Source organism: Modestobacter excelsi, from assembly GCF_005930495.1.
GTDB classification, from domain to species: domain Bacteria; phylum Actinomycetota; class Actinomycetes; order Mycobacteriales; family Geodermatophilaceae; genus Modestobacter; species Modestobacter excelsi.
This window is the reverse complement of sequence record NZ_SJEX01000020.1, coordinates 23,495-39,129: the sequence shown is the minus strand read 5'-3', so window position 1 is coordinate 39,129 and position 15,635 is coordinate 23,495. Positions and strand designations below refer to the sequence as shown.

Genomic DNA, 15,635 nt, shown 5'->3' with positions numbered 1-15,635 from the left:
CCGGGTGCGCCTGCTGCCCCGCCGCGCCACCGGCCGGCACGAGCGGCGGCCCCGTCGGCTGCTCACCGGGCTGCGGTGGGCCCTCGCCCTGGTGGCGGTGACGGCGGTGGCCCTGGCGCTGTCCGGCCCCGGGGCACGGTCGCCGGCCGCCCGGGCACCGGTCGCCCCGGATCCGCCGGCACCGGTCGTGGTCGCCTCACCGGCGGCGCGCACGGTGCCCGCACCGGTCCGGGTGACGATCCCGGCGATCGGGGTCGACAGCCCGCTGACCGACATCGGCGTCGACGCGACCGGGGCACTGGTCCCGCCGGCTGACTTCTCGCAGGCGGGCTGGTTCGCCGCCGGCCCGGTCCCCGGCGAGGTCGGCCCGGCGGTGCTGGCCGGGCACGTCGACGACCGCAGCGGCCCGGCGGTGTTCTCCCGGCTCGAGGAGCTCGGAGCCGGGGACCGGGTCGTGGTCACCGACGCCGCCGGCCAGGCGCACACCTTCGCCGTGACGGGGGTGGCCGCCCGTCCCAAGACCGACTTCCCCACCGCCGAGGTGTACGGCCCCACGGCCGACCCGGAGCTGCGGCTGATCACCTGCGGCGGCACGTTCGACCGCGCCCGCCGCAGCTACACCGACAACGTCGTGGTGTACGCCCGCCTTCAGTGACGCGTGCCGCGGGCCCGCCAGCAGGCGGTGTGCCAGTGCCGTCGCCAGTCGGTCGCCGACTCGGTGTCCCAGGGGTCGAGGTCGGAGTCCCGGGCGTAGGCCGGCCAGGTCACCACGTGCGGCGTCCCCGGCCGGATCTCCTGGTCACAACCCGGGCACCGGTAGGTCTTGTCGGTGGCCGCCCCGGTGAGCGGCCGCACCACCCAGTCGCCGTCCGCGGCCTCCTCGACCGGCTGGGCCGCCCGCCGGGCCGGCGGCGGCCCCGTCCGGCCCCGGCGGGAACCGCCTCGGCGCCCCACGACCTACCGGCTCGAGTGGTCGCGGAACCCGCGACCTGCCTTGCGACCGAGGTGGCCGGCGGTGACCAGCTGGCCGAGCAGCGGCGCCGGGGCCAGCCCGGGCTCACGGGACTCGGTGTAGAGCTCGCGTTCGACGGTCAGCGCGACGTCCAGGCCGACCGCGTCGAGCAGCTCGAAGGGGCCCATCGGGTAGCCGCAGCCGAGCTTCATCGCCGCGTCGATGTCGTCCGCTGTCGCGTAGCGCGCCTCGAGCATCCGCACCGCGTCGTTGAGGTAGGGGAACAGCAGCGCGTCGACGACGTGGCCGGCCCGGTCGGGACTGCTCACGGTCGGCAGCCCGAGGGCTGCGCAGAACGCGTGGCCGGTGGCTGCGGCGTCGGGGGCCGTGGCGATCGTCGAGACGACCTCGACCAGGGTGGCCGCCCTGGTCCGGCCGGCCAGGTGCAGGCCGATCACGTCGGCGGGCCGCCCGCTGGCCGCCGCGCAGACGACCACCGGAGGCGTGGCCGACGTCGTCGCCAGCACCGCGCCGGCACCGGTCGCCTCCCCCACCGCGGCGAAGACGTCGCGCGCCACCTCCGCCTCGTCGGCCCCGGCCACCAGCACCAGGTCGGCGCCGGCCAGCTCGTCGACCGTCCCGGTCCAGCGCACCCCGCGCCCGCCCTCCGGCACCCGCTGGGCCAGCAGCACCGGGACGTCGAGTCCGCCGTCCGGGAGCGCCGCGAGCAGTGCGCCGGCCGCCTCGGCCGTCGCGCCGACGACGACGACCCGCTGGACCGGGGGGGCGCCCCCGGTGGCGTCGCCGGGGGCGGGGGTCTGCGCGTCGGGCACGACCTCGGCGGAGTTCCGGCCGGCGTAGGTGTAGAAGCCGCGGCCGGACTTCCGGCCGAGCAGCCCCGCCGTCACCATCTGCTCGATGACCGGGCTGGGGGCGTGCAGCCGGTTGCGCGACTGCCGGTACATCGTCCCGAGGATCTCGTGGGCGGTGTCGATCCCGATCAGGTCCAGCAGCGCGAGCGGGCCCATCGGCAGGCCGCAGCCCAGCCGCATGGCTGCGTCGACGTCCTCGCGGCTGGCGTAGCGGTCCTCGACCATCGACACGGCGTGGTTGAGGTAGCCGAACAGCAGCGCGTTGGCGATGAAGCCGGCCCTGTCGCCGATGGTGACGTCGACCTTGCCCAGCCGGGCGGCGAGCGCCTCGACGTCCTCCACCACCGAGGGCTCGGTGACCACGGTGCGGACGATCTCGACCAGCTTCATCACCGGCGCCGGGTTGAAGAAGTGCATCCCGATGACCCTGCCGGGGCGGCCGGTGGTGACTGACAGCTCGGTGACCGACAGGCTCGAGGTGTTGGTGGCCAGGATGGTGTCCGGCGGGCAGACCGCGTCCAGCGTCGCGAAGACCTCGGTCTTGAGCTCCATCCGCTCCGGGATGGCCTCGACCACGAGCTCGGCGCCGGCGAGGTCCTCCATGCTGGTGGAGAAGCGGATGCGGGACAGGACCTCGTCGCGCTCGGCGGCCTCCAGCCTGCCGCGGGCCACCGCCCTGCCGGTGGACTTCTCGACGTGGCCCCGGCCGGTCTGCACCGCACCGTCGCTGACGTCCACGGCGGTCACCGACAGCCCGGCCCGGGCGAGCACCTCGGCGATGCCGGCACCCATGGTGCCCAGCCCCACGACGCCGACCTCGCTCAGTTCTCTGGCCACCCGGGCAGTCTCCCATCCCCCGCTGACCCCGGCCCTGCTGCAGGGTGGGGGCAGGAGCGCCCTCCGTCAGAAGAGGCGGGCCGAGGGGTCGTCGGTGCCCTTGAGGACGGCGTAGTCGACGGTGACGCAGTCGATGCCGCGGTCCTGGGCGAGCACCCGGGCCTGCGGCTTGATCTCCTGCGCGGCGAACACGCCCTTGACCGGGGCGAGCAGCGGGTCGCGGTTGAGCAGCTCGAGGTACCTCGTCAGCTGCTCGACGCCGTCGATCTCGCCGCGGCGCTTGATCTCCACGGCCACCGTGGTGCCCGCGGCGTCCCGGCAGAGCAGGTCGACCGGGCCGATCGCGGTCGGGAACTCCCGGCGCACCAGCGACCAGCCCTCGCCGAAGGTCTCCACGTGCAGGGCCAGCAGCCGCTGCAGCTCGGCCTCCACGCCGTCCTTCTGCAGGCCGGGGTCCACGCCCAGCTCGTGCCGGTGGTCGTGCTCCACCGACTCGATGGTGATGACCAGCTGCTCACCGGCCTTGTTGGTCACCGTCCAGGTGCCCGCCCCGTCCACCAGCTCGTCGGTGAGGGAGCACGGCGGGCTCATCCAGTTCAGCGGCTTGTAGGCCCGGTCGTCGGCGTGGACGGACACCGAGCCGTCGGCCTTGACCAGCAGCAGCCGGGTGGCGAGCGGGAGATGAGCGGTGAGCCGTCCGATGTAGTCCACGGAGCAGCGGGCGATGACCAGACGCACGGACGGCGACGCTACCGGGTGGGACCGGGGTGGCCACCGGCGCGTCGTGCTGCATCCACCTCGGCGGCGGGGTCCTCCGTCAGTCGGTCCAGACCGGCCGGCGCTTCTCCAGGAACGACGACATGCCCTCGACCGCGCCCGGCAGCTGGCTGGCCGAGGCCATCACCTCCACCGCCACCCCGTAGGCGTCCCGCTCGGGCCGGTCGAGCTGCGCGTACATGGTGGTCTTGCCCCACGCCTTGCTCGCCCGCGAGCCCCGGGTCGCCCGCGCCATCAGGTCCGCGACGGCGGCGTCGAGCTCGTCGTCGGGCACCACCCGGTTCACCAGGCCCCAGTCCAGCGCCGTCCGGGCGTCGATGACGTCGCCGGTGAGCGCCAGCTCCATCGCGCGCTTGCGGCCCACGTTGCGGGCGATGGCGACCATCGGGGTGTGGCAGAACCAGCCGCCCTTGCCGCCGGGGGCCGCGAAGCCGGCCGACTCGGCGGCGACGGCGAGGTCGCAGGAGGCCACCAGCTGGCAGCCCGCCGCCGTCGCCAGCGCGTGCACCCGGGCGATCACCACCTGCGGCACCGACTGGAGCGTCCCCATCAGCTCGGTGCACAGCGCCAGCAGGCTGCGCACCTCGGTGACCGGCCGGCCGGCCACGTCGGCGAAGTCGTGCCCCGCGCTGAACACCGGCCCCTCCCCCGCCAGCACGATCCCGGTCGCGTCGCTCTCCCCGACCGCGGTGACGGCGGCGAGCAACTGGGTCAGGTGCTCGCGGGAGAGCGCGTTGCGCTTGGGCCCCCTCGTCATGGTGATGCGGACGGTGTCGCCGTCCCGCTCCGTACGCGGTGCGCCGTCGCTGGTCATGGCCCCACCCTCCGCTGCGTTCCCGGTCCACCCGACCCCACCACGCCGCCGCCCGGTCGGCAACGCCCGAGCGGCAGCCACACTGGGCGGGTGACCGCACCCGAGCCCCTCACCGCGACCTCGCCGCGGCCGGCGGGGCGCACCGTCTTCACCCAGCAGTGGCGGGACCTGACCTTCCTGCACTGGGCCGTGGACCCCGCGGTGGTGGCCCCGCTGCTCCCGCCGGGCACCGCGCCCGACCTCCTCGACGGCGTCACCTACGTCGGCCTGATCCCCTTCCGGATGCGGCGGATCGGCTTCCTCGGTGCCCCCGGCCTGCCGTACCTCGGGTCGTTCCCGGAGACGAACGTGCGGCTGTACTCCGTCGACGCGCAGGGCCGGCGCGGCGTGGTCTTCCGGTCGCTGGAGGCCTCCCGGCTGCTGCCGGTCCTCGCCGCACGCTGGGTCGCGCGGCTGCCCTACACGTGGGCCGGCATGCGGGTCACCCGGGACGGCGACCGGCTCGGCTACACCTCCACCCGGCGCTGGCCCGGCCCCCGCGGCGCGCACAGCCGGATCGACGTGCGGGTCGGGGAGCAGCTCCCCCCGGGGGACCCGCTCGGGACGTTCCTGACCGCGCGCTGGGGGCTGCACCGTCCCGGTCGGCGGGGCCCGGTCTACTGGCCGAACGAGCACGCCGAGTGGCCGCTGCACCGCGCCGAGCTGCTCGGCCTCGACGAGTCGCTGCTCGCCGCAGCCGGCCTGCCGTCGGTCACCGGAGCACCGGACAGCGTGCTCTTCTCGGCCGGCGTGGCGGTCCGCTTCGGCCCGCCGCGGCGGTGGCCCACCGGGAGCTGAGCGCCGCCGCGGCGACATCTGGCCGCGGACGTTCCGCTCCGGGCCGGGCTGGGCGACAATCCCGGCGTGAACGGGATCCCGCCGTCCTCCGCACCACCGCCCGTCATCCTCTCGCCGAGCTGGCTGCACCGCGTCCTCGACTCGGCCCGCACGAGGCTGGGCATGGAGGTCGCCTGGATGTCGACGTTCACCGAGGGCGCCCAGCAGATCCGGGCGGCGAGCGGCGAGCTCGAGGCCATGCACGTGCACGAGGGGATGGAGCCCTCGCTGGAGGGCTCCTACTGCGTCCGGGTGCTCAGCGGCCAGCTCCCGCCCGTGGTGACCGGCGCCCGCCGCAACCCCCGCACGCGCGACCTGCCGGTCACCGCGGAGCTCGGCATCGGGTCCTACGTGGGCGCACCGGTCCGGGCGCCGGACGGCCGGCCGGTCGGGATGCTCTGCTGCCTGAGCCGGGACGACGGCGCCCAGCTGGACGGCGCGGCCTCCAGGACGCTGGAGCTGCTCGCCGACCTGATCGGCGACCGGCTGGCGGAGCCGGCGCCCCCGGCCCCCGCCGACCCCGGCGAGCGGGTGCGCGCGGTGCTCGCCGAGGGCGCGGTGGTCACCCACGTCCAGCCGGTCGTCGACCTCGCCACCGGCGCGACCGTCGCCTACGAGGCGCTCGCCCGCTTTCCCGACGTGGCGGGCGGGCCGGCCGAGCTGTTCAGCGACGCGGCGACGGCCGGGCTCGGGGGCGAGCTGGAGGAGCTGGCCGCGCGGGCCGCCCTGGCGGTGGCACCCCGCCTCCCGGCCGGGCGCCCGCTGGGGGTCAACCTGTCACCGCAGGCCCTGCTCCGCCCCTCGGTGACCGAGCTGCTGCTCGCCCACCAGCACCTCGATCTGGGCGTCGAGGTGACCGAGCACAGTCCGGTCGAGGACTACGACGCGCTGGTCGCCGTCCTGGCGGTCCTCCGGGCAGCGGGAGTCCAGCTGGCCGTCGACGACGCCGGCGCCGGGTACGCGAGCCTCCGGCACGTCCTGCGGCTCCATCCCGACGTCATCAAGCTGGACATCGCCCTCGTCACCGACGTGCACACCGACCTGGCCCGGCAGGCGCTGGTCGCGGCCATGGTCGGCTTCGCCGCGGCCACCGGCGCCCGGCTGGTGGCTGAGGGGGTCGAGGAGGCCGCCGAGGCGGCCACGCTGCGCCGGCTGGGCGTGGCGTACGCGCAGGGGCACCTGTACGGGCGCCCTGCCCCGCTGCTGTGAACCACCCGGCCGGACCGACATGATCGGCGGCACAGCGTCGTCGAGGCAGGGAGCACCGGCATGGAACCCGTTCGGTTCGGACTCGTGGGCTACGGCTTCGGTGGCCGGTGGTTCCACGCCCCCCTGCTCGCAGCGGCGCCCGAGTGCACCTTCCTCGGCGGGGTGACCACGTCGGCGGAGCGTCGCGAGCTGCTGGCCCGGGAGCACCCCGGCGCCCGCGCCTTCGACTCGCTGGCCGAGCTGGCCGCGGCCGGTGCCGAGGCGGTGTCCATCTCCACCCCCGCCGGCACCCACACGCCGCTCACCGACCAGGCACTCGACCTCGGGCTGGCCGTCGTCTGCGACAAGCCGTTCGCGCTGGACGCCGCGTCGGCCCGGTCGAGCGTCGAGCGGGCCGAGCGCCTCGGCCTGGCCCTCTCGCCGTACCAGAACCGCCGCTGGGACTCCGACTTCCTGACCGTCCGATCGCTGGTGGACCGCGGTGAGCTCGGGACGGTCACCCGCTTCGAGTCACGGTTCGAGCGGTTCACCCCCGACCCCGGTCCCGGCGCCTCGGGTGGCGGCACCCTGCTGGACTTCGGCGCGCACCTGGTCGACCAGGCGCTGGTGCTGCTCGGCCCGGTCGTGCGGGTCTACGCCGAGTGGCGGGTCCGGGAGAGCGGCCTGGACGACGACGTCTTCGTGGCGCTGACCCATGCCTCCGGCGCGACCTCGCACCTCTACGGCAGCTGGAGCGAGGGCGCGCCGGGCGACCGGTTCCGGGTCACCGGCACGACCGGCAGCTACGTCGTCGGCGGGCCGATGGACGGGCAGGAGGCCGCACTGATCGCCGGCCAGACGCCGGCCACGCTGGGCGCCGGCTGGGGTGCCGAGCCGCCCGAGCGCTGGGGCCGGGTGCAGCGCGGCGACGAGAGCCGGACCGAGCCGACCGTGCCCGGCGCGTGGTCGGCGTTCTACCCGGCGTTCGCCACCGCGGTGCGCGGCGAGGGCCCGCTCCCGGTCGAGGGCCGGGACGCCGTCGCCTCGCTGACCGTCCTGGACGCCGCCCGCCGCAGCGCCACCGAGGGCGTCGTCGTCGAGCTGTGACCGGAGCGGGAGGGCGCGGGTCCCGCGCCCTCCCACTCCGCTCGGGCCGGCACGGGCACGGGCCCCGCCGGTGGTGGCACACTCGGCCGCACGACCCGCAGAGCCCCGGAGGTGTGCCGTGCCGATCGACGCCGGGAGCCTGCACTTCCTCGTGGGACCGGCCATCGCCCTGCTCGCCATCGCCCTGCTCGCGGTGTTCCTGCGCTGGGCGTTCGCCTCCGAGTCGTCGGCGCCGCGCCAGCGCGAGGAGCTGCTCACCCCGGTGGCCACGCTGACCCGCAAGGAGTCGGCCCTGGCGCTGCGCGCCGTGCTCTCCGACGCCGGCATCCGGTCGACCATCCGCGAGCCGGCTGCGCACCGCGCCGACGTGCTGGTCTTCCCCGAGGACCTGGAGCGGGCCCGGGCGCTCGCGCTCTCCTTCGGCGGCACGTGACGGCCGGGCCGGCGGCCTCGCTCAGTCCGGTCGTTCGGTCCGCTCGATCTGCACGCCGACGCCGCGCAGCTGCTCGATGAAGTCGGGGTAGCCGCGGTCCACGTGCCGCACGTCCTGCACCTCGGTGACGCCGTCGGTGAGCAGCCCGGCCAGCACCAGCCCGGCACCGGCCCGGATGTCGGTGGCCAGGACCGGTGCGCTGGAGAGCCGCTCCCGCCCCCGGACCACCGCGTGGTGACCGTCGATGCGCACGTCGGCACCGAGCCGGACCAGCTCGTTGACGAACATGAACCGGCCCTCGAAGACGTTCTCGGTGATGAGCGCGGTGCCGGTGGAGACCGCGGCCAGCGCGACGGCCATCGGCTGCAGGTCGGTCGGGAAGCCAGGGAACGGCAGGGTGACCACGTCGACGCCCCGGGGTCGGTCGGCCATGGTCACCCGCACGCCGTCGGCCTGCGGCTCCACCGTCGCGCCGGCACTGACCAGCTTCTCCAGCGGCACGTTGAGGTGCTCGGCGACGGCGCGCTCGATCACCAGGTCGCCGCGGGTCATCACCGCGCCGATCGCCCAGGTGCCGGCCACGATGCGGTCCGGCACGGTCGTGTACTCGACCGGGCGCAGGTCCTCCACCCCCTCGACCGTGATCGTCGAGGTGCCGGCGTCCTCGATCAGGGCGCCCATCGCGACCAGCATCCGGCAGAGGTCGACGATCTCGGGCTCGCGGGCGGCGTTGTCCACGATCGTCGTGCCCTGGGCCAGCGCGGCGGCCATCACCAGGTTCTCGGTCGCCCCGACCGAGGGGAAGTCCAGCCAGATGGAGGTGCCCACGAGCTTGGGCGCGGTGGCGATCAGGAAGCCGTGCTCGTTGACGACGGTCGCGCCCAGCCGCTCGAGGCCGGCGATGTGCATGTCCAGACCGCGGGAACCGATCGCGTCACCGCCGGGGAGCGCCACCTTCGCCGTCCCCAGCCGGGCGACCAGCGGACCGAGGACGCTGACCGAGGCGCGCATCCGGCGGACCAGGTCGTAGTCGGTCTCCGACGACGGCTCGTCGGGCACGTCGATGAGCACCCGGCCGCCACCGCTCGGGCTGCTGCCGGCAGCCGTCGCGTAGCGCTCAAAGCTGACGCTGCAGCCCAGCCGGCGCAGCACCTCGCTCATGATCGAGACGTCGAGGATGTCGGGGACCTCCTCGAGCGTCGTCCGCCCGGGGGCCAGCAGTGCTGCCGCCATGAGCTTCAACGCGCTGTTCTTCGCACCGGTGACGCGGACCCGGCCGCGCAGCGGCGTTCCACCGGTCACCTCGAAGCAATCCACGGCACCCACCCTACGGTGGCCCGCCGGCAGGGCCCGACCGCGAGCGCGGAGAGGTTGGGGGCAGCAGGGTCCGTCTCCTACGCTCGGGCCATGACAGTCCGGCTCACCCGCATCTACACCCGCACCGGTGACGCCGGGCAGACCCACCTCGGCGACATGTCGCGGGTGGCCAAGACCGATCCCCGGCTGGTGGCCTACGCCGACGTGGACGAGGCCAACAGCGCCCTCGGCGTGGCGATCGCGCTGGGCGGCCCGTCCGCGGCCGTCGCCGAGCTGCTGCGGGGCGTGCAGAACGACCTCTTCGACGTCGGCGCCGACCTCTCCACGCCGGTGCAGGAGGCGCCGGAGCACCCGCCGCTGCGGGTGACCGCCGCCTACACCGAGCGCCTCGAGGCCGCCTGCGACGCCGGCAACGCCGAGCTGCCCGCGCTCACCTCGTTCGTGCTGCCCGGCGGGACCCCGCTGGCGGCGCTGCTGCACACCGCCCGCACCGTGACCCGGCGGGCCGAGCGCAGCGTGTGGAGCCTGCTCGAGGCCGACGGCGAGCGCACCAACCCGGAGACAGCGCGCTACCTGAACCGCTTGTCGGACCTGCTGTTCATCCTGGCCAGGGCCGCCAACCCCGACGGCGACGTCCTGTGGGAGCCCGGCGCCCACAGCGGCGCCCACGCCCAGCGCGCCGCGAACCCGCCCGCAGCAGACTGACGACGACGCACCGTCAGTCTGGAACGGCCCTCGTGCAGGGCCCCGACGCGAGCGTGCGAGCGGTGGGGGGCACGAGGGTCCTTCATCGGTCGACGGGCGGGGCCGACTCGATCCAGGAGAGGAACCCGGTCACGGTCGAGGAGTCCATCGCCAGCTCCTGCGGGCCGGCTCCGGTGCGGCAGGTCAGGATCACGCTGTCGGCGGGCAGGGACAGGTCCTCGCCCGTGGGTCTGCGGCGGGCATCGATCTGGAACTGAGAGCGGCACAGCCGCCGGTTGGGGCGGACGGAGAGCGACAGCGCCCGGTACCAGAGCAGGGTCTCGCCCGAGTACCAGGCGACGCCCACGGCCCACCGCGACGCACCGGGCGGCCGCAACCACATGGTCACCGCGCCCAGCCCGGAGAGCAGGAACCGCCGGCGCAGCAGGAAGGCGGCCACCAGGCCGACGAGCAACAACCCGACGAGGACCAGGAGGGCGATGGTCACCGGGAGGGTGCTGTCGGCGGGAGCGAGGTGCTGGGCTCAGGCGTCCTGACCGGCAGCGCGGAGCCGGGACTGCGCGCGGCGGGCGGCGGCCAGGGCGTCGGGGTCGTCGCCGTCCTGCTCGGCCCGGCGGAGTGCCTCCCGAGCGCGCTCCACGTCGATGTCGGTGGAGATCTCCGCGGTCTCGGCGAGGATCGAGACGCCCCGCTCGGTGACGGAGAGGAAGCCGCCGTGCGCCGCGACGACGAGGTCGTCCCCCGACTCGGGACGGATCCGCACGACGCCGCCGGGCGCGAGCTCCCCGAGCAGCGGAGCGTGACCTGGCAGGACACCGAGCTCACCCTCGGTCGTGCGGGCGATGACCATGGTGGCCTCTCCGGACCAGATCATCTTCTCCACGGCCACGAGCTCGACCTGCAGGGTCGCCACGACACTCCTCGGGGTTCCACCGGCCGGCGGTCAGGCCGGCAGTGCGGGGCCGCCGGTCCGGACGGACGCGGCGACGGATCTGCACCCACTCTAGCGGCGGGTCGGAGCAGGCCGCCCCGCAGCCCGGCGGTCCCGTGCGGCCGTGGGGTCCTCGATCAGGCGGACCGGCGGTACAGCAGCGTCCAGCGACCCACCCGGAGCCGCGGGTGCGAGACCACCGACGACGGGGCCCACTCCTCGGTGTCGAACGACTCGTCATCGGTTTCGACCGGCGCGTAGGGCGGCCAGCTCCACTCGAGTGCGTCCTGCGGCAGGGTGGCCTCCCGAGGGGACGGCACCGCCGGCGGCGTCCCGTTCGGTCGCAGCGCCGCTGCGAGGCCCCACTTGTGCACGCGCCCTTGCTCCCGGACGGGGCGTCCGCTGCTCGGACGCACTGGGAGCATGATCGGCCGCTCCGCGGCCGGAGTGGGCTCCCGGCAGCCCGCCACCACCCGAAGGGATGGCGGTTCGGGACGGCCTGTGCCCGGACCCGCACGCTCAAGAGCCGTCGACCGGCCCGCCCGGGGTCCGGAGACGAGAACGGCCGGGCACCCCATGAGGGGTGCCCGGCCGGACGAGGAGGTGCTTCGTCAGCTCTTCTTCAGCTTGTCGTAGTTGCGCTCGAGGTCCTCGAGGCCACCACACATGAAGAAGGCCTGCTCCGGCACGTGGTCGTACTCGCCGACCGTCAGCGCCTTGAAGGCCTGCAGCGTCTCGGTCAGCGGGACGTAGGACCCCGGCTGCCCGGTGAACGCCTCGGCGACGAACATGTTTTGGGAGAGGAACCGCTCGATGCGGCGGGCCCGGTTGACGGTGACCTTGTCCTCCTCACCGAGCTCGTCGATGCCGAGGATCGCGATGATGTCCTGCAGCTCCTGGTAGCGCTGCAGGATCCGCTGGACCTCACGGGCGATGTCGTAGTGCTCCTGCCCGAGGTACTGCGCGTCGAGGATCCGGCTGGTGGAGTCCAGCGGGTCGACGGCCGGGTAGATGCCCTTCTCCGAGATCGGCCGGGAGAGCACGGTCGTCGCGTCCAGGTGGGCGAACGTGGTGTGCGGTGCCGGGTCGGTGATGTCGTCGGCAGGCACGTAGATCGCCTGCAGCGAGGTGATGGACCGGCCCCGGGTCGAGGTGATCCGCTCCTGCAGCTCGCCCATCTCGTCGGCCAGGGTCGGCTGGTAGCCCACCGCCGAGGGCATGCGGCCCAGCAGCGTGGAGACCTCCGAGCCGGCCTGGGTGAACCGGAAGATGTTGTCGATGAACAGCAGCACGTCCTGCTGGATCTCGTCGCGGAAGTACTCGGCCATCGTCAGCGCCGACAGCGCGACCCGCAGCCGGGTGCCCGGCGGCTCGTCCATCTGACCGAAGACCAGCGCGGTGGAGTTGATGACGCCGGACTCGGTCATCTCGGTGATGAGGTCGTTGCCCTCACGGGTGCGCTCGCCGACGCCGGCGAACACCGACACGCCACCGAACTCCTGGGCGACCCGGCGGATCATCTCCTGGATCAGCACGGTCTTGCCGACACCGGCCCCACCGAACAGGCCGATCTTCCCGCCCTTGACGTACGGCGTCAGCAGGTCGATGACCTTGATGCCGGTCTCGAGCAGCTCGGTGCGGCCCTCCAGCTGGTCGAACTTCGGCGCGTGCCGGTGGATCGTCCAGTGCGGGGCGTCCACGCCGTAGCCGGGGGTGTCCAGGCACTCGCCGAGCGCGTTGAACACGTGCCCGGTGACGGCCTCGCCGACCGGCACGGAGATCGCCGAGCCGGTGTCCGTGACCTCGGCGCCGCGGACCAGGCCGTCGGTCGGTGCCATCGAGATGGTGCGGACCACGTTGTCACCCAGGTGCTGGGCGACCTCGAGGGTCAGGGTCTTGCCCAGGTCGGCCAGGGTGACCTCGACCCTGAGCGCGTTGAACAGGTCGGGCATCGCGTCGCGGGGGAACTCGACGTCGACGACCGGGCCGGTGACCCGGACGACCCGGCCGGTGCCGGTGGTCTCCTGGGTGCTCGGACGGTCCTCGGTGACGGTCATCTGTGTTGCTCTCCTGCCCTGGGGCTCGGTGGTCCTACGTCTTCAGTGTCCCCGGCCGCGGCGGTTGCCGCCGCGACCGGGGCCGTGCTCGGTGGTGCGTGCTGCGGCTCAGTCGTCGCTGCCTGCGGACACCAGCGCGTCGGCACCGCCGACGATCTCGCTGATCTCCTGGGTGATCTCCGCCTGCCGGGCCTGGTTGGCCTGCCGGGCGAGGTTCTTCGCCAGTTCCTCGGCGTTGTCCGACGCCGACTTCATCGCCCGCCGCCGCGAGGCCGACTCCGAGGCAGCCGCCTCGAGCATCGCCGCGTAGATGCGGGTGGTGACGTACTTCGGCAGCAGCGCGTCCAGCAGCGCCTCGGCCGACGGCTCGAACTCGTAGGAGGTCGGGATCTCGCTGGTGCGCCCCGAGCCGTCCTGCTCGTCGCGGAACTCCTCGACCTCCTCGACGACCAGCGGAGCCATCCGGTTGGCCACGGGGACCTGCGAGAGCAGCGAGCGGAACTCGGTGAACACGATGTGCAGCTCGTCCACGCCGAGGATGCCGTCGGCGCCCGCGCCGCCCTCGTCGTCGTCCTCACCAGCGGTGAAGGCGTCGATGAGCGTGCGGCCGACCTCCTGGGCGTCGGTGTAGTTGGGCTGCTCGGAGAAACCGGTCCAGGACTCCGCGAACTCACGGTCGCGGAACCGGTAGTAGGTCTCCCCCTTCCGGCCGACGACGTAGAGCACCGGCTCCTTGCCCTCCTGGCGCAGCAGGCCGAGCAGCTCCTCGGTGCGGCGCAGGACGTTGACGTTGTAGGAGCCCGCGAAGCCCCGGTCGGAGGTGATCACCAGGACCGCCACCCGCCGGGCGTCGGGGCGCTCGGTGAGCAGCGGGTGGTCCAGGCTCGCCGAGCCGGCGAGCGCGGACAGCACCCGGGTGATCTCCCGGGCGTAGGGCTTCGAGGCCGCCACCCGGTTCTGGGCGCGCACGATGCGGGCACCGGCGATCAGCTCCTGGGCCGAGAAGATCTTCTTCGTCGACTGGGTGGAGCGGATGCGGCGCCGCAGCGCGCGGAGGGAACCGGCCATGCTCAGGCGCTCCGCTTGACCTGGACGGTCTCCTGGCCGCGCTGGCTGGCGTCCAGGGCCTCGACCTCGGGGTCGTTGACCTGCAGCGACTCACCGTCGGAGGTGGTGAACTGCCCGTAGAAGGTCTCGACGGCCCGCTCCAGGCTGCCCACCGTGTCGTCGTCGAGCTTCTTGGACTCCCGGATGGTGTCGAAGATCGGGTTGTCGCCGCGGCCGATGAACTCGAGGAACTCGGACTCGAAGCGGCGCACGTCGGGGACCGGGACCTTGTCCAGCTTGCCGGTCGTGCCGAGCCACAGCGAGACGACCTCGCGCTCGACCGGGTACGGCGAGTACTGCCCCTGCTTGAGCAGCTCGACCAGGCGCTGGCCGCGGTCCAGGGTGGCCCGGCTGGAGGCGTCGAGGTCCGAGGAGAACGAGGCGAAGGCCTCGAGCTCACGGTACTGGGCCAGGTCCAGACGGAGCCGTCCGGCGACCGACTTCATCGCCTTGATCTGCGCGGAGCCGCCGACGCGGGACACCGAAACGCCGACGTTGATCGCCGGGCGCACACCGGAGTTGAACAGACCGGTCTCGAGGAAGATCTGCCCGTCGGTGATCGAGATGACGTTGGTCGGGATGTAGGCCGAGACGTCGTTGCCCTTGGTCTCGATGAGCGGCAATCCGGTCATCGAGCCCGCCCCCAGGTCGTCGGAGAGCTTCGCGCAGCGCTCCAGCAGGCGGGAGTGCAAGTAGAAGACGTCGCCGGGGTAGGCCTCGCGGCCCGGCGGACGGCGCAGCAGCAGCGAGACGGCGCGGTATGCCTCGGCCTGCTTGGACAGGTCGTCGAACACGATCAGGACGTGCTTGCCCTCGTACATCCAGTGCTGGCCGATGGCCGAGCCGGTGTAGGGGGCGATGTACTTGAAGCCGGCGGCCTCGGAGGCGGGGGCGGCGACGATGGTCGTGTACTCCATCGCCCCGGCGTCCTCCAGCGCCGCGCGGGTGGCGGCGATGGTGGAGCCCTTCTGGCCCACGGCGACGTAGATGCAGCGCACCTGCTGCGACGGGTCGCCGGTGGCCCAGGCCTGCTTCTGGTTGATGATCGTGTCCAGCACGATCGCCGACTTGCCGGTCTGCCGGTCGCCGATGACCAGCTGGCGCTGGCCGCGGCCGATCGGCGTCATGGCGTCGATCGCCTTGATGCCGGTCTGCATGGGCTCGTGCACCGACTGCCGCTGCACCACGGTCGGCGCCTGCAGCTCCAGCGCGCGACGGCCGGTGGTGGCGATCTCGCCGGCGCCGTCGATCGGGTTGCCCAGCGGGTCGACGACCCGGCCGAGGTAGCCGTCGCCGACGGGGACGGAGAGCACCTCGCCGGTACGGCGGACCGTCTGGCCCTCCTCGATGCCGGCGAAGTCACCGAGGATGACCACACCGACCTCGCGCACGTCGAGGTTCAGGGCCAGGCCGCGCACCCCGCCCTCGAACTCGAGGAGCTCGTTGGTCATGACCGAGGGCAGGCCCTCGACCCGGGCGATGCCGTCACCGGCCTCGGTGACGACACCCACCTCCTCGCGGGAGACGTCCGGGGTGTAGTCGGAGACGTAGTTCTGGATGGCACTGCGGATCTCGTCCGCGGAGATCGTCAGCTCGGCCATGGCTCTCGCGTCCTCTTCTGCTGGTGTGTCTGTGGTGAGCGGTCGGTCGGTCGGTGCGGCC

At 73.8% G+C, this 15,635-nt stretch carries 17 protein-coding genes; 6 read left to right on the top strand and 11 right to left on the bottom strand.

The window, feature by feature from the left end:
- The first annotated feature begins 4 nt into the window (after positions 1-4).
- The gene (locus FHL80_RS09435) at positions 5-655 is read left to right on the top strand and encodes a class F sortase (RefSeq protein WP_246078573.1); all 651 of its coding nucleotides are present in this window, start codon (positions 5-7) and stop codon (positions 653-655) included.
- On the opposite strand, the gene FHL80_RS09430 is transcribed toward FHL80_RS09435, so the two are convergent.
- The 4 genes from FHL80_RS09430 to FHL80_RS09415 form a co-directional block, all read right to left on the bottom strand.
- Positions 649-954, bottom strand: a complete 306-nt coding sequence (locus FHL80_RS09430; RefSeq protein WP_138733171.1) for an Rv1322 family protein — start codon at positions 952-954, stop codon at positions 649-651. The genes FHL80_RS09435 and FHL80_RS09430 overlap by 7 nt on opposite strands.
- A gap of 3 nt (positions 955-957) precedes the next feature.
- Complete coding sequence (locus FHL80_RS09425; RefSeq protein WP_138733170.1) at positions 958-2,661, bottom strand: 3-hydroxyacyl-CoA dehydrogenase family protein; 1,704 nt, start codon at positions 2,659-2,661, stop codon at positions 958-960.
- 66 nt (positions 2,662-2,727) lie between these two features.
- Positions 2,728-3,399, bottom strand: a complete 672-nt coding sequence (gene nucS, locus FHL80_RS09420; protein WP_138733169.1) for an endonuclease NucS — start codon at positions 3,397-3,399, stop codon at positions 2,728-2,730.
- A gap of 79 nt (positions 3,400-3,478) precedes the next feature.
- Positions 3,479-4,252: an enoyl-CoA hydratase-related protein gene (locus FHL80_RS09415; protein WP_138733168.1), complete on the bottom strand. Its 774-nt coding sequence runs from the start codon at positions 4,250-4,252 to the stop codon at positions 3,479-3,481.
- A 90-nt stretch (positions 4,253-4,342) separates the two neighbouring features.
- Between FHL80_RS09415 and FHL80_RS09410 the strand changes: the two genes are divergently transcribed.
- From FHL80_RS09410 to FHL80_RS09395, 4 genes are all read left to right on the top strand, one after another.
- Positions 4,343-5,089 carry a YqjF family protein gene (locus tag FHL80_RS09410; RefSeq protein ID WP_138733167.1) on the top strand — a complete coding sequence of 249 codons (747 nt, stop codon included), beginning with the start codon at positions 4,343-4,345 and terminating at the stop codon, positions 5,087-5,089.
- 66 nt (positions 5,090-5,155) lie between these two features.
- Positions 5,156-6,337, top strand: coding sequence for a sensor domain-containing phosphodiesterase (locus tag FHL80_RS09405; RefSeq protein ID WP_216870559.1), 1,182 nt, complete (start codon positions 5,156-5,158; stop codon positions 6,335-6,337).
- A gap of 60 nt (positions 6,338-6,397) precedes the next feature.
- Positions 6,398-7,423, top strand: a complete 1,026-nt coding sequence (locus FHL80_RS09400; RefSeq protein WP_138733166.1) for a Gfo/Idh/MocA family protein — start codon at positions 6,398-6,400, stop codon at positions 7,421-7,423.
- Positions 7,424-7,541: 118 nt separating this feature from the next.
- A complete protein-coding gene (locus FHL80_RS09395) occupies positions 7,542-7,856 on the top strand; it encodes a hypothetical protein (RefSeq protein WP_138733165.1) in 315 nt (104 codons plus the stop codon).
- Positions 7,857-7,877: 21 nt separating this feature from the next.
- Here the strand turns inward: FHL80_RS09395 and murA are convergent, their stop codons facing one another.
- Positions 7,878-9,158 (bottom strand): UDP-N-acetylglucosamine 1-carboxyvinyltransferase, encoded by a 1,281-nt coding sequence (gene murA, locus FHL80_RS09390; protein WP_246078572.1) that lies wholly within the window; start codon positions 9,156-9,158, stop codon positions 7,878-7,880.
- Positions 9,159-9,263: 105 nt separating this feature from the next.
- On the opposite strand from murA, the gene FHL80_RS09385 reads away from it, so the two are divergent.
- A complete protein-coding gene (locus FHL80_RS09385) occupies positions 9,264-9,878 on the top strand; it encodes a cob(I)yrinic acid a,c-diamide adenosyltransferase (protein WP_138733163.1) in 615 nt (204 codons plus the stop codon).
- An 82-nt stretch (positions 9,879-9,960) separates the two neighbouring features.
- On the opposite strand, the gene FHL80_RS09380 is transcribed toward FHL80_RS09385, so the two are convergent.
- The 6 genes from FHL80_RS09380 to atpA all read right to left on the bottom strand — a co-directional run bounded on the left by FHL80_RS09380 (position 9,961) and on the right by atpA (position 15,574).
- Positions 9,961-10,365, bottom strand: coding sequence for a DUF2550 domain-containing protein (locus FHL80_RS09380; protein WP_138733162.1), 405 nt, complete (start codon positions 10,363-10,365; stop codon positions 9,961-9,963).
- A 36-nt stretch (positions 10,366-10,401) separates the two neighbouring features.
- On the bottom strand, positions 10,402-10,791 hold the full coding sequence (locus FHL80_RS09375) for a F0F1 ATP synthase subunit epsilon (RefSeq protein WP_138733161.1): 390 nt from the start codon (positions 10,789-10,791) through the stop codon (positions 10,402-10,404).
- A 155-nt stretch (positions 10,792-10,946) separates the two neighbouring features.
- Positions 10,947-11,183 (bottom strand): hypothetical protein, encoded by a 237-nt coding sequence (locus FHL80_RS09370; protein ID WP_138733160.1) that lies wholly within the window; start codon positions 11,181-11,183, stop codon positions 10,947-10,949.
- Positions 11,184-11,420: 237 nt separating this feature from the next.
- On the bottom strand, positions 11,421-12,866 hold the full coding sequence (gene atpD, locus FHL80_RS09365; RefSeq protein WP_138733159.1) for a F0F1 ATP synthase subunit beta: 1,446 nt from the start codon (positions 12,864-12,866) through the stop codon (positions 11,421-11,423).
- 108 nt (positions 12,867-12,974) lie between these two features.
- Positions 12,975-13,934: a F0F1 ATP synthase subunit gamma gene (locus FHL80_RS09360; RefSeq protein WP_138733158.1), complete on the bottom strand. Its 960-nt coding sequence runs from the start codon at positions 13,932-13,934 to the stop codon at positions 12,975-12,977.
- Between the two features lie 2 nt (positions 13,935-13,936).
- Positions 13,937-15,574 carry a F0F1 ATP synthase subunit alpha gene (atpA, locus tag FHL80_RS09355; protein ID WP_138733157.1) on the bottom strand — a complete coding sequence of 546 codons (1,638 nt, stop codon included), beginning with the start codon at positions 15,572-15,574 and terminating at the stop codon, positions 13,937-13,939.
- Between the last annotated feature and the right edge of the window lie 61 nt (positions 15,575-15,635).

Excerpts from the sequence above, each read along its gene's own strand:
- FHL80_RS09415 (WP_138733168.1), bottom strand. The coding sequence starts at position 4,252 with ATGACCAGCGACGGCGCACCGCGTACGGAGCGGGACGGCGACACCGTC.
- FHL80_RS09400 (WP_138733166.1), top strand. The coding sequence starts at position 6,398 with ATGGAACCCGTTCGGTTCGGACTCGTGGGCTACGGCTTCGGTGGCCGG.
- FHL80_RS09385 (WP_138733163.1), top strand. The coding sequence starts at position 9,264 with ATGACAGTCCGGCTCACCCGCATCTACACCCGCACCGGTGACGCCGGG.
- atpD (WP_138733159.1), bottom strand. The coding sequence starts at position 12,866 with ATGACCGTCACCGAGGACCGTCCGAGCACCCAGGAGACCACCGGCACC.
- FHL80_RS09360 (WP_138733158.1), bottom strand. The coding sequence starts at position 13,934 with ATGGCCGGTTCCCTCCGCGCGCTGCGGCGCCGCATCCGCTCCACCCAG.
- atpA (WP_138733157.1), bottom strand. The coding sequence starts at position 15,574 with ATGGCCGAGCTGACGATCTCCGCGGACGAGATCCGCAGTGCCATCCAG.